Below are 12,421 nucleotides of genomic sequence, written 5' to 3'. Positions count from 1 at the left end.
TCACGAGAGTGGTAAGGCTGTGGACATCCGAGTGCTGGGCCCGCTGGAGATCGTCGGCGACGACGGGCACTCGTGTCAGATCACGTCGCTGAAGCTGCGGGCGCTGGTGAGCACGCTGGTACTGGCGGAGGGGCGGCCGGTGGCCCCGGCCACGCTGATCGACCGGCTGTGGGGCGAGGAGCCGCCGGCCGAGGCACAGGCTTCGCTGCACTCGTACGTGTCCAACCTGCGCCGCCTGCTGGAGCCGGGACGCCAGGCCAGGGAGCAGAGCCGGTTGCTGACGTTCGGACCGGTGGGCTACACGCTGGCGATCGATCAGGAGCAGGTGGACACGACGCGTTTCCTGCGCCTGGTCAGGCAGGCCGAGCAGGCGGCCGAGCCCGCCGAGGCGGAGCGGCTGGCGAGCGAGGCGTTGGCGCTGTGGCGCGGGGAGCCGTACCAGGACCTGGACGATCAGGCGTACGTGGCCGCCATCAGGGCGCGGCTCACCGAGGCCCGGGAGCGGGCCCGCGAGCTGCGGGTGAGCGCGGTCATCCATCAGGACCGCCACGGCGAGTTGCTGGGCGAGCTGGAGGCCCTGACGTACGAGCACCCGCTGCGCGAACGGCTGTGGGCGCTGCGGGCTGTGGCGCTCTACCGGAGCGGTCGCCAGGGGGAGGCCCTGGAGACGCTGCGCACGGCGCGCCGGATCCTGGCCGAGGAGCTCGGCATCGACCCGGGCGAGGAGTTACGCGAGCTGGAACGCGACATCCTCGGCCAATCCCCCGCGCTGCTCCCCAACCGGCCGCCGCCGATCGAACCGCAGGTGGCCGAACGGGGGATCACGGGTCGGCGGGCGGAGCTGACCGCGCTGGACGGCTTGCTGGAAGCGGCGGCGGCGGGCCGAGCGGGGTTCTCGCTGATCACCGGCGAGCCGGGGATCGGCAAGACGCGGCTGGCTGAGGAACTGGTGAGCCGAGCCGGTGCCAGGGGTTTCACGGTCGCGGTAGGGCGGTGCGCGGCGACGGAGGGCGCGCCGGCGTTCTGGCCTTGGGTGACGGTGCTGGAGCGGCTGGCCGACACACTGCCGCCGCTGCCCGCCGACGTGCGGGCGAACCTGCCCGGAGTCGGCTCCGCGACCGGGACCGACCCCGAGGGCGCGAGGTTCCGCACCTACGAGGCCACGGCACGGGCCCTGACCGCGGGGCGGCGGCCGGTGCTGGTGGTGCTGGACGACCTGCACTGGGCGGACCGGTCCTCGCTGCGGCTGCTGAGCTACCTGGCAGAGTACGCGCTGAACGGCAGGCTGGCCGTGGTGGGCACGGCACGCGACTGGCCCCCGCCAGAGGGCGCGCTGGCAGAGGTGTTCGAAGCACTGTCGCGCCGGCAGGCGGTACGGCTGCCGCTGTCCGGCCTGTCGGCGTCCGACCTGGCCGAGCTGACCCCGGCGGGCACGGACGTGCGGGCGCTCAGGGACCGCACGAACGGCAACCCGTTCCTCGTCACGGAGCTGATGCGCTACCTGGAAGCCGGATCGCCGGGCCGCGGCACGCTGCCGCTGGGCGCGCGGGACGTCGTGCTCGGCCGGGTGAACCGGCTTCCCGAGCCGTCCGCCGAGCTGTTGCGGGCGGCGGCGGTGGCCGGCCGGGAGTTCGACGTGGCGATCGTGGCCGAGGCCGCCGGGCTCGACCTGGACGCGACGCTGGACCGGCTGGAACCGGCCATGGCCGCCGGCCTGGTCGCGGAGGGGCGGCCCGGCCGGTTCCTGTTCGTGCACGCGCTGGTGCAGGAGGCGCTCACGGAGGTGGTGCCGGTGCTGCGCCGGGCCCGGCTGCACGCCGCCGTGGCCACCGCGCTCGAGTCGCGTACCGGCGGCTCGGCCTCCGACCGGTTGGCCGCCGCCGCCCACCACTGGTTCCAGGCGATCCCCGCGGGCCTCACCGCGCGTGCCTGGCGGGCGGCGTGGCGGGCGGCCGAGGAGGCCAAACGGCTGCGCGCGTACGACGCGGCCGTCGAGCTGCTGGAGCGGGCCGAGCGGGTGGCCGAGGACGACCCCGAGCTGGACCAGGCCGAGCGGATGGACCTGCTGTTCGCGCTGGCCGAGGCCAGGTTCGGGGCGGGCGACTCGCTGGGGCAGGAGGCCGAGCTGACACGGATCCGCCGCCTGGCCAAGCAGGAGGGCGACCGGCGGCGCTGGATCGAGGCCGCGACCGGGTACGGCGGCCGCATCCTGCAACCCTGGAAGGTCTACGGCGGCTACGACGCCGACCTGGTGGCGGACCTGATGGAGCTGGCCGCCGACGGGGGGCTGGAGCCGTTGGCCCGGGCCCGGGTGCTGGCCTGCCTGGCGCTCCAGACGTACTACCAGCCGGGGCGGGACCCGGCGGAGCGGGACCGGTGGAGCGCCGAGGCGGCGCGGCTGGCGCGTCAGGAGAACGACGCGACGCTGCTCGGCCGGGTGCTGTTCGCCCGCTACTACGCGCTGCTCGACCCCGACTCGGTGCACCAGCGGCTGGCGGCGGGCGAGGAGATGGCCCGCGCCGGGCTGGAGGCGGGCGACGACGAGCTGCGCACGATCGGGCTCACCTGCCAAGGTGGCACGCTGCTGGAGCTGTGCCGGGTGCGTGCGGCCCTGGACGTGCTGGCCGAGGCGGAGCGACTGATCGGCCGCACGCACATGCCGTACCTGCGCATCATGCTGGGCTGGCTGCGGCTCGGCGTCCTCGTCCACCGCGGCGACCTGGAGGCGGCCGAGTCGCTGCTCGCGGCCACCGCCGCCGAGCAGCGCGCCACTTCGATGTGGGGCGTGGAGACGAGCACGACCGGCGTCACGTACCAGGTCGCGCTCATGCGCCTGCGCCGCGGGACGGCGGACGCGGCGCAGCCGCCGCAGGACATCGCGCACGAGCAGCTCGACCAGTTCAACCCGGACGGGTACGCCCACTACCTGGTGGTCAGCGGCCGGCCGGCGGAGGCGCGGCAGGTGCTCGGACCGTGGGAGCGGCAACCACCGATGCCACGCACGTTCGTCTACCTGTTCTGGCTGGTCATCCGCTGCGAGGTCTGGGCGGCACTGGGCGACCGGCAGGCCTGCGCCGACCTGTACGAGGAGGCATTGCCGTACGCCGACCGGATGGGGATCGCCGGGCTGAGCATGTTGATGTGGCCGGTCAGCCGGTCGCTCGCGCAGCTGGCCGAGGCCCTCGGCGACACCGAGGCCGCGCGGCGGCACGCCGAGCACGCCGATATCGTGGAGCGGGAGCTGGGTCAGCCCCACAAGTAGGCCGTACGCCGCTGGTAGCGGCCCCTGGCCAGGGTGCTGAGCAGCAGCAGCGGCCTAGGCGAGGTCTTGCGCAGGTGGGCCTCGACGTCGGCCGGCAGCTCGGAGGTGATCCAGCCGAGCAGCGTGATCAGGTTGCGGAGGCCGTACTGCTTCATGATCGCCTTGTGGGTCGCCGCGTCCTCCTCGGGCGTGATGTGGGCCATCATCAGCGGGATCCCGTCGATCTCCTCGTGCGCCAGGTGCGCACCGATGGTGTCGGCCAGCGCGCGCAGGGCGGTCATGAGCCGCTCGCGCCCCTGCTCGGACGGCCGGGCGTCGACCGCCTGGAAGGCTTCGGTGCTCTCGCGGATCCAGTGGTCGCAGGCCTCATGCTCGGCCTCCAGCGCGTCGATGGTGCCGAGCGCCTGCGGCGCCCGCTCCCGCAGCCGCGGCCAGACCGTCTCGTCCTCGGAGGTGTGGTGGTGGTGCAGCACGAACAGCACCCACGCGTAGTGCTCGCGCAGGGCGGTGACGCGCCGCCGGTCGTCGAGGGGGACCCGGCCGATCGCGGTGAGCAGATGGCCGAGGTCGCGGCGGAAACCGTAGTGCGCCAGGTACATGTTGGTCATGTCGAGCGGCCCCGGCGCGACGGCGGCCTGACCGGGCAGCATGATCTGCGGGATGTTCGGGTGCGCGGCGGTACGCATGGTCGTGCTCCTTCTGCTCTGGAGAGGTGCCGTCATGGTGGCCGCTCGGTCTTGGGCGGTTCTGGAAGATCGGCTCCAAGAGCGGCTCAAGACCCGGTCATTAGCGTGTGCGGCCATGACACTCACGCTCCCCACCACGACGTTCCAGAGCTCCGTGGTGTGCGCCTACACCTCGCTCACCCGCGACGAGCGCCCCATCACCTGGCCCGTCACCCCGTACACCGGCCCCCGCGGCACGATCGACGTCAGCACCGGCCTGACCTATCCCGGCAAGGCCGAGCGGGCGCGCCGCGATCCGCGCGTCGCCCTGCTGTTCGAGGGCGACCCGGTGGTGCTGGTGCAGGGCCGCGCCACCGTCCGCGACGCCGACCTGCAGGCCAACACCGACCGGTACGTCCGCGACTCCCTGGTCAAGATCCCGGACGCCTTCTCGGGAATGCCGTGGTTTGTGGTCAAGCGCTTGACCTGGTACTTCGCGCGGATCTACGTCGAGGTGACCCCCGAGCGGATCACCTGGTGGCCCGGCGGTGACCTGACCGGCGATCCACTGTCCTGGACCTGCCCGCCCGGCACCACGGCCCCCGCCTCCGACCCGGTCCCGTCGGGCCCCCGCCTGCCCAGCCGCTCCGCGCCGCCCGCCGAATGGCGCCCGTACGCCCGCCGGGCCCGCGATCTGGGCCGGCCGATCGTGTCGATGGTGGCGGACGGCCTGCCCGTGACCGTGCCCGCGCGCGCCTTCTCCCCCATCGCCACCGGGTACGAGCTGGACCTGCCCGCCGGTGTGGCCGCCGCGCCCGGCCCGGTCTGCCTGACCTTCCACCGGCACGATCCCGGCATGCGGTGGCAGGAGAACGTCGTACTGCTCGGCACCGCCACCGCCTGCGGCGACGACCGGCTCACCGTCGCGATCGACCGCGCGCTGCCCGACTGGAGCCTGCCCGAGGACCGCCGCGTGCGGACCCGTTCCTTTCTCGGCCACGGCAGACAGCTACGGCGCCGACTTCAGACCGAGGCCGCCCGCCGCGCCCAGCCGGTGCCGAAGATCCGTCTCCCGGCTCGCTGATCGCGTTGGGTCATTCGTAGCGGGCCCGGCGGGCGATCACCTCGAACCCGAGGTCCTGGAAGAGGGCGGCCGAGGCCGGGTTGTTGACGTTGACGTCCAAGAAGACCTCCGTCGCCCCGCGGGTGCGCATGCGGTCGAGCGCGGCGGCCGCGAGTGCCCGGGCGAGGCCGCGCCGCCGCCACCCGGGTACGGCGCCGACCTGGATCAGGAACCCCTCCGCGCACGCCACGAACCCGGCGGCCCCGCCCGCTCCGCGCGCCACCAGCGAACACTCGGGCAGGAACTCGTCGTCGACCAGCCAGTCCACCCACTCCTCCCGCGACCAGCCGGGGAAGCCGGGACGGTCGGCGAAGGACGCGGCGTAGGCCTCATAGAAGGACCCTTCGGTGTCCTGCGACCATTCCTCGATCTCCAGCTCCGGAGGGAAGGGGACGGCCGGAAGCGGAAGGGTCAGATCGCGGCGATAGACGTCCTCGGCGAACGTTTGCCGGAACCCGCGCGACACGAAGAGCGCATGGGCCTGCGGGGTCAGCGACTCGGTCTCCAGCCGGACCGGGCCCTTGATCAGCCGGTCGAGCAGGCCGGATCCCAGGCCGCGTCCCCGATGTTCCGGATCGACCAGGCCGGTCACCGCCGGCACGTCGCCCACGGGGCGCACGACCCCGCAGGCGACCAGGCGGCCATCGGTGAACGCGCCCACCGCCGGCCCCGTGGTGTACCTGCGCTCCAGGAAGGACGGGGACGCGGTCGCCTGGGGCCCACCGTCGTGCGCCACGCACCGCTGGGCGAGATCGGCGACCGCCGGCAGATCCGCGGCGGACAGCGCGGCCCACTCGACGATCACTGTCGGCTCCTCTCAGGCGTAGGTGATCTCGTACCACGGGAGGCGATCGCTCAATAGCGGTAGAAGCCCGCGAAATCCTTTTTCCGCCCGATGTCGTCGACGCGTACTGAGGCTCCGGTCTCGGGGGCGTTCATCATCTTTCCGTTGCCCAGGTAGATGCCTACATGGTGTGTCTTAACGGTGTTTTTCGTTATTTTTCCGAAGAAAACGAGGTCGCCCGGTACGGCGGAGCCGACCCGGCGCATCCGGCGCACGTGGGCGTCGGTGGTGCCGGGGCCGAGCACGTCGAGACCGAAGGCCCGGGCGTACACCCACCTGGTGAAACCCGAGCAGTCGAGCCCCCGCGTCGTGGCCGCCGGGCAGGGCCGGGTCTTTCCCCGGTAGCCCTGGCACGTGCCCTTCGACGGGCCGGGGTCCGAGCCGTGGCCGCCGCCCCAGGAGTAGACGACGCCCCGCCGCTCGATCTCGTACGCGATCCTGACGATCACCGAAGGGACGGGGTAGCGCAGGAGCGGCATCGACGCGGTGGCGGTCACCAGGACGAGCGCGATCGCCACCCAACGCCATCGCGATCCCGGTGACTCCCGAAAAGATCTCGCTGACTCCCGAAAAGTAGGCATCGGGATTTATTCTGCTTTATCGGGAGGCCGCGTAGGCGGGCCGGCTTATCGGGCCGCGAGGACGAGCTTCACCGAGCCGACCGTGAAGCGCATGCCCACCTTCCCCTTGGCCTTGGGGTTCGTGGTGAAGGTCAGCGTGACCTTCTGGCCCCGCCGGAGCTCGGCGACGTCGCAGCGGACCGCCGTACCGCTGAAGTCGCAGCCCGATGCCGCGACCACCCGCTGGCCGCCGTACGCGCGGCCGGTCAGCTTGACGTGCGTGACGGTGACCGGGCCGGTGTTGGCCACGGTGACCGTGTAGGACTTCCTGTTCCTGGCCATGCCGGAGACCGTCACCTCGGCGGCCGGGTTGGCCAGCTCCTCCAGTTCGGCCTCGGAGCCCTTGAAGGAGTTCTGGCCACCGGCCAGCGTGCCTTTCTCGGCCGACTGCCAGAAGGTGTGCCGCTCCCAGCCCTTGGGCAGCTCACCGGGGTCGCCGCCCCAGCGGGCCAGCCACAGCGGGTTGGCGCCGAACTTGCCGGAGTCGCCGGTGCACGTCTGCCACCAGGCCCGGGTGGTGTAGATGATCGCCCGGCGGCCGGTCTGCTCCCGGTACTTCGCGTTGAACGACTTGACCCAGGCGACCATGTCCTTCTGCGACAGGCCGTAGCAGCCGTCCTTGCCGTTCTTGTCCTTGTACGGGTTCTCCTCCAGGTCGAGCACCCCGGGCAAGGTCCGGCCGTCGATCTTCCAGTCGCCGCCGTTCTGCACGAAGAACTCGGCCTGGGCGGCGCCGTCGGACTCGTGCGGCTGCGCGAAATGGTAGGCCCCGCGGAACAGCCCGGCCTCCGCCGCGCCGCCGTACTGCGCGTCGAAGGAGGGGTTGCGGTAGTCGGTCCCCTCGGTGGCGTGCACGAACGCGAACTTCCCGCCACCGGACGCGACACTCGGCCAGTCGATCTCGCCGGTCCAGTTGCTGACGTCCACCCCGGCGACCCCGTCGGCGGCCCACGCGGTGCCGGTCATGCCGGCCGTGGCGACCGCCGCCAATAACAACAGACGTTTCACGCGGAAGATCATCTCGGAGCGCCACACGGGCTCGCAAGAAATCTCATATATCGATATAAAACCGCATTTCAGCGGCCAGAAAATCGTTATCCACAGCCTGTGCGCGAAAGGGCGTCTCCGCAGGTCACAGCCGTATATGAACGTGACATTCGCGTTTGCCAAACCGGCTTTAACTGGCTCAAGCTGATGCTGATCCTCAATCGAGCCCCCGACCTGGGGTTTCTTCGCCATGCCCGGAGGAGAACAACCATGATCCACGCCCGGGGACTGACCCGAGTGTTCAAGCTGAAGAAAGAGTCCGTCGAAGCCGTACGCGGGATCGATCTCGACGTGGAGGCCGGCCAGCTGGTCGCCTTCCTCGGCCCGAACGGCGCAGGCAAGTCGACCACCCTCCGCATGCTGACCACCCTGCTGCCACCCACCTCCGGCACCGCCACCGTGGCGGGCCGGGACATCGCCCGCGACCCCGCCGGTGTGCGCGCCCGCATCGGGTACGTCGGCCAGAAGAACAGCGCCGGCGAGAACTTCCGCGCCCGCGACGAGCTCGTCACCCAGGGCCGCTGCTACGGCCTGACCCCGGCGGAGGCGGGCAGGCGCGCCGACGAGCTGCTCGACCTGCTCGAACTGCGGCCACTGGCCCAGCGCAAGCCCGGCACGCTGTCGGGCGGCCAGCGCCGCCGCCTCGACATCGCGCTCGGCCTCGTTCACCGCCCGGGGCTGCTCTTCCTCGACGAACCGTCCACCGGCCTCGACCCCAAGAGCCGCGCCGACGTCTGGTCGCACATCCTGCGGCTGCGCGAGGCGTACGGCACGACGCTCTTCCTGACCACCCACTACCTCGAAGAGGCCGACAGCATGGCCGAACGCGTGGTGATCATCGACAACGGCGAGATCATCGCGGACGGCACCGCCGAGCGGCTCAAGAACGACCTGGCCGGCGACCGCATCACGATCACCACGGCGACCGAGCAGGAAGCGGCCATGGCCGCCCAGATCGCCGACGGCGAGATGACGGTCGAGACGGCAGCCGGTGCGGCGACCAAAGCGGTCGAGGTCCAGGGCACGACCGTGTGGCTGCGCGTCGCGAACGCGGCCGCGGCCCTGCCCGAATACCTGCGCACGCTGGAGGCGGCCGGCGTCAAGGTCGTCACCGCCGAGACCGCCCGCCCGACCCTCGACGACGTGTTCCTCACCCTTACCGGGAGAAGCCTCACCGATGACGACCTTCCTGCGTGACACCGCGACCGTCCTCACCCGCGAAGCCATCCCCGCCCTGCGCGAGCCCGCCGGGCTGCTGTTCTCGATGGGGCAGCCGCTGCTGTTCCTGTTCCTGTTCGGCTCGCTGCTCGACGGGGCGGTCGGCTCGTCGTGGCAGTGGTTCGTGCCCGGGATCCTGGTCATGATGTGCCTGTCGGGGCCCATGGCCGCGGGCTACCTGATGCTGGTCGAGCTGCTCGGCGGTTCGATGGAGCGCCTCATGGTGACCCCGCTGAACCGTACGGCCATGCTGGTCGGCCGGACGCTGAAGGAGATGGCGGTCCTGCTCTGCCAGGCCGTGCTGATCATCCTGCTGGCGATCCCGCTGGGCTTCCGGCTGTATCCGGTCGGGGTGCTGGCCGGGCTCGCGATGCTCATCACGCTGGGTGTCGGGCTCGGCGCGCTGTCGTTCGTCCTCGCGATCAAGTCTGCGCCCAGCGGCACCCTGTTCTACATGGTCACCCAGGTGGTGATGTTCCCGGTCCTGCTGCTGTCCGGGGTGCTGCTGCCCGTGGAGTCGGGGCCCGAGTGGCTGCGGGTGGTCGGCCGGATCAACCCGATCTCGTACGTCGTCGACGCCCAGCGCGCCCTCTTCTCGGGCGATCTCACCGACCCGTCCATCCTGTACGGCACGGCGGCCACCTGCCTGATCGCCGCATTGGGCCTCTGGCTGGGCAACCGGGCGATGAGACGCGGCGTCTAGGGACTGATCGCCAGGAACAGGAACGCGGCGAACAGCACCAGATGTACGCCGCTCTGCAGCAGCGTCGCCCGCCCCGGCACCACGGTGAGCGTCGTGACGATGAAGGTCAGTCCCAGCAGCACCAGGTGCGTGGCGCCGAGGCCGAGCAACAGCGGCCCCTTCAGCCAGATGGAGGCCACCGCGATGGCCGGTATCGTCAGCCCGATGCTGGCCATCGCCGAGCCCAGGGCCAGGTTGAGGCTGATCTGGATCTGGTCGCGCCGGGCCGCCCGAACGGCGGCGATGGTCTCCGGCAGCAGCACCAGCAGCGCGATCACCACGCCGACGACCGCCTGGGGCAGCCCGGCCGACGAGACCGCCAGCTCGATCACCGGCGACTCGACCTTGGCCAGGCCGACGACCGCCACCAGCGCCACCAGCAGCAGCCCGAGGCTGATCATGGTGGCCCGCGCCGACGGCCGCGGCGCGTGCTCCTCGGTGGTGGCGGCCGTGCCCTCGGTGGTGACCGGCAGGAAGTAGTCGCGGTGCCGTACGGTCTGAGTCAGCACGAACAGCCCGTACAGCAGGAGCGACACCACCGCCGCGAACCCGAGCTGCGCGGGAGAGAAGGCGGGCCCCTTGGCGCTCGTGGTGAACGTCGGCAGCGCGAGGCTGAGCGTGCTCAGCGTGGCGACCGTCGCCAGCGCGCCGCCCGTGCCCTCGGCGTTGAAGACCGCCACCCTGCGCCGGAGCGTGCCGCTGAGCAGCGACAGCCCGACGATGCCGTTACAGGTGATCATGACTGCGGCGAACACCGTGTCGCGGGCCAGCGACGCCGAATGCTCGCCACCTGAGATCATCAGGCTGACGATCAGCGCCACCTCGATCACCGTCACGGCCACGGCCAGCACCAGCGATCCGAACGGCTCGCCCACCCGGTGCGCGATGACCTCGGCGTGGTGCACGGCGGCCAGTACGGCGCCGGCGAGCAGGACGGCCAGGATGACCGCCAGGACGAACGGGAGTTCACTCCCCCATGACAGCGCCAGAGCGAGGAGCGCCAGCAGGGGGACCGCGACCATCCACCATCGCGCTAGGTAACGGAGCATATACAGAATGCTGCCCAATCTTCCGGAGTTACTACCGATCATGCCCTGTCATCCCTTTTGGGGGAAATAGGCCATGGATCAGGTGATCGCGACGCAGACCGCACCATGGATCCCCATGCCGCACCGGCTGGAGGTCGTCCTGTCCTCCCGGCTGCCACCCACCGGAGAGATCACCACGGCCTTCGCCGTCGTCCGGGACGACGCCGACAGGATGCTGCTGACCTGCGTCGATCGGGAGGGGCGCGGCTGGGACATGCCCGGCGGGCACCTCGAACCCGGCGAATCTCCCGTGGACGCCGCCGTCCGCGAGCTGGCCGAGGAGACCGGGCTGGTGCTGGCGGCGGAGGAGCTCTCCGTTTTCGCGTGGCTGCGGATCGAGCTGACGGGGCCGGCGCCCGAGGGGTACCGCTACGGGGCGCTGACGAATCTGGTGATGTTCCAAGCGCGGCTCGACTCCCCTGGGCCCGACGTGCGGCCCCCTCCAGAGTCGGAGAGCACGAGCGCCGCCTGGCTTCCGGCCGAGGAGGTGGAACGGCTCTGCGGCGGGCAGAGCTGGCTGATCGCGTACCGGACGCTGTAGCCGTTGCAGACGCTTCGTTAAACGGAATAATCTCATCCCATGCCCAGGGGAACCTCAGAAGTCAGCGAGCCGATGTACTTCGTGCTGACCGCGCTGCGCGGCGGCCCGTTGCACGGACACGCGATCAGCAAATCGATCAAGGAGCTGTCCGGTGGCCGGGTCCAGCCCTCGGTCGGCACGCTCTACGGCATCCTGGAGCGGCTCAACGAGCGGGGCGTGATCGCCGTGGACCGCGAGGAGACGGTCAACGGTCGCAACAGGCGCTACTTCAGGATCACCGATGAGGGCCAGGCGCTGGTGGAGGCCGAGGCCCGGCGCATGCAGGAGGCCGCGTCGCTCGTCCTGCGGCCGACCACGTTCGCGCTCCTCGGCTCGCGCCCGACCGCATGACGGCGCTCGAACGGCGCTACCGCAGGCTGCTGCTGGCCTACCCGAGGCAGTACCGCGTGGCGCACGGCGACGAACTGCTCGACGTCCTGCTCGATTCCGCCACTCCTGGGCAGTCCTCCCCGGTGCTCAAGGAGGCGTGGGGGCTGCTCCGGGGCGGCGTGCGCGCCCGCATCACCCACCAGGCGACGGGCAGCGCGTGGGCGGACGGCCTGCATCTCGGGATCACGGCGGTCTCGGCGGCGAACCTGGCCGCGTTGCTGCCGTACACGGGTTCGCTACCGCTGTGGACGCTGCTGTCGGTGCTCGCGCTGCTGGCGGTCATGCGCGGATGGGTGTGGCCGGCGTTGGCGCTCACCTTCGTCACCGGGGTCAAGGCGTTCGCGATCGCCGGCGGCTGGACGCTTCTGGACCTCACCCTTCTGCCTGTCTACCCGTCGGCGCTCACCGACCGCCCTCTGTTCGAGACCAGCAGCCCGGTCGTGGTGGCCGCCGGCTACGGGGTCGCGCTCTCCGGGCTGGCGGTGCTGATCTTGCGGCGGCATCGGCCGCGGGTCCGGTCATGGTGGTGGTTCGCGGCGGCGGTGGCGGCCTCGTGGGCGGGCCCTTCGTGGCTGCCGGAGGACACGTGGTTCCCGATCAGCCTGAGCAAGATGGCCGTCGAGGCGGTGGCGCTGGGACTGGCCGTGGCGGGCGCGTACCTGGCGCGCGACCCGCGCTGGGCGCTGGCCGCTGGCATCTACCTGCTGGTCACGTCGGGTGACCTGGGCCTGCACGCGGACGAACTCACCAGGCAGCACCTCGCCTACTGGGGCGTCCTGGTCGTGCTGACCCTGGCGACCGCGTTCGCGCCCTATCGGCAGCGCAGGCACTGCCTGGATTGA

General features: G+C 71.4%; 12 protein-coding genes. 7 read left to right on the top strand and 5 right to left on the bottom strand.

Features of this window, described 5'->3' with window-relative positions; genetic code table 11:
* Window positions 1–19 precede the first annotated feature (19 nt).
* Entirely contained in the window at window positions 20–3,262 is a 3,243-nt protein-coding gene (locus ACGFNP_RS13970) for a BTAD domain-containing putative transcriptional regulator (protein WP_393318299.1), read from the top strand.
* Here ACGFNP_RS13970 and ACGFNP_RS13965 read toward each other — a convergent pair.
* Window positions 3,247–3,948, bottom strand: a complete 702-nt coding sequence (locus ACGFNP_RS13965) for a hemerythrin domain-containing protein (protein ID WP_393318296.1) — start codon at window positions 3,946–3,948, stop codon at window positions 3,247–3,249. The genes ACGFNP_RS13970 and ACGFNP_RS13965 overlap by 16 nt on opposite strands.
* Before the next feature lie 115 nt (window positions 3,949–4,063).
* Between ACGFNP_RS13965 and ACGFNP_RS13960 the strand changes: the two genes are divergently transcribed.
* Window positions 4,064–5,011, top strand: a complete 948-nt coding sequence (locus ACGFNP_RS13960) for a hypothetical protein (protein ID WP_393318293.1) — start codon at window positions 4,064–4,066, stop codon at window positions 5,009–5,011.
* Window positions 5,012–5,021: 10 nt separating this feature from the next.
* Here the strand turns inward: ACGFNP_RS13960 and ACGFNP_RS13955 are convergent, their stop codons facing one another.
* The 3 genes from ACGFNP_RS13955 to ACGFNP_RS13945 all read right to left on the bottom strand — a co-directional run bounded on the left by ACGFNP_RS13955 (window position 5,022) and on the right by ACGFNP_RS13945 (window position 7,522).
* Window positions 5,022–5,855, bottom strand: a complete 834-nt coding sequence (locus ACGFNP_RS13955) for a GNAT family N-acetyltransferase (protein WP_358337584.1) — start codon at window positions 5,853–5,855, stop codon at window positions 5,022–5,024.
* Between the two features lie 50 nt (window positions 5,856–5,905).
* Window positions 5,906–6,412, bottom strand: coding sequence for a C40 family peptidase (locus tag ACGFNP_RS13950; protein WP_393318290.1), 507 nt, complete (start codon window positions 6,410–6,412; stop codon window positions 5,906–5,908).
* A gap of 108 nt (window positions 6,413–6,520) precedes the next feature.
* Window positions 6,521–7,522 (bottom strand): lysozyme, encoded by a 1,002-nt coding sequence (locus tag ACGFNP_RS13945; protein ID WP_393318287.1) that lies wholly within the window; start codon window positions 7,520–7,522, stop codon window positions 6,521–6,523.
* A gap of 249 nt (window positions 7,523–7,771) precedes the next feature.
* On the opposite strand from ACGFNP_RS13945, the gene ACGFNP_RS13940 reads away from it, so the two are divergent.
* Window positions 7,772–8,758 (top strand): ATP-binding cassette domain-containing protein, encoded by a 987-nt coding sequence (locus ACGFNP_RS13940; protein WP_393318284.1) that lies wholly within the window; start codon window positions 7,772–7,774, stop codon window positions 8,756–8,758.
* Complete coding sequence (locus ACGFNP_RS13935; RefSeq protein WP_358337596.1) at window positions 8,739–9,482, top strand: ABC transporter permease; 744 nt, start codon at window positions 8,739–8,741, stop codon at window positions 9,480–9,482. Before ACGFNP_RS13940 ends, ACGFNP_RS13935 begins: the two co-directional genes overlap by 20 nt.
* On the opposite strand, the gene ACGFNP_RS13930 is transcribed toward ACGFNP_RS13935, so the two are convergent.
* Window positions 9,479–10,570: a calcium:proton antiporter gene (locus tag ACGFNP_RS13930; RefSeq protein WP_393318281.1), complete on the bottom strand. Its 1,092-nt coding sequence runs from the start codon at window positions 10,568–10,570 to the stop codon at window positions 9,479–9,481. The two genes, ACGFNP_RS13935 and ACGFNP_RS13930, sit on opposite strands and share 4 nt — an antisense overlap.
* 73 nt (window positions 10,571–10,643) lie before the next feature.
* Here ACGFNP_RS13930 and ACGFNP_RS13925 point away from each other — a divergent pair, with 73 nt between their 5' ends.
* From ACGFNP_RS13925 to ACGFNP_RS13915, 3 genes are read left to right on the top strand one after another with little or no spacing between them, the layout of a single operon-like run.
* Entirely contained in the window at window positions 10,644–11,150 is a 507-nt protein-coding gene (locus tag ACGFNP_RS13925) for an NUDIX hydrolase (protein ID WP_393318278.1), read from the top strand.
* A 39-nt stretch (window positions 11,151–11,189) separates the two neighbouring features.
* On the top strand, window positions 11,190–11,540 hold the full coding sequence (locus ACGFNP_RS13920; protein WP_393318275.1) for a PadR family transcriptional regulator: 351 nt from the start codon (window positions 11,190–11,192) through the stop codon (window positions 11,538–11,540).
* Window positions 11,537–12,421, top strand: a complete 885-nt coding sequence (locus ACGFNP_RS13915; RefSeq protein ID WP_393318273.1) for a hypothetical protein — start codon at window positions 11,537–11,539, stop codon at window positions 12,419–12,421. The genes ACGFNP_RS13920 and ACGFNP_RS13915 overlap by 4 nt, the downstream gene beginning before the upstream one ends.

It is taken from the genome of Nonomuraea sp. NPDC049269, assembly GCF_043197155.1.
Classification (GTDB): Bacteria; Actinomycetota; Actinomycetes; order Streptosporangiales; family Streptosporangiaceae; genus Nonomuraea.
This window is presented reverse-complemented; position numbering and strand designations above follow the sequence as displayed.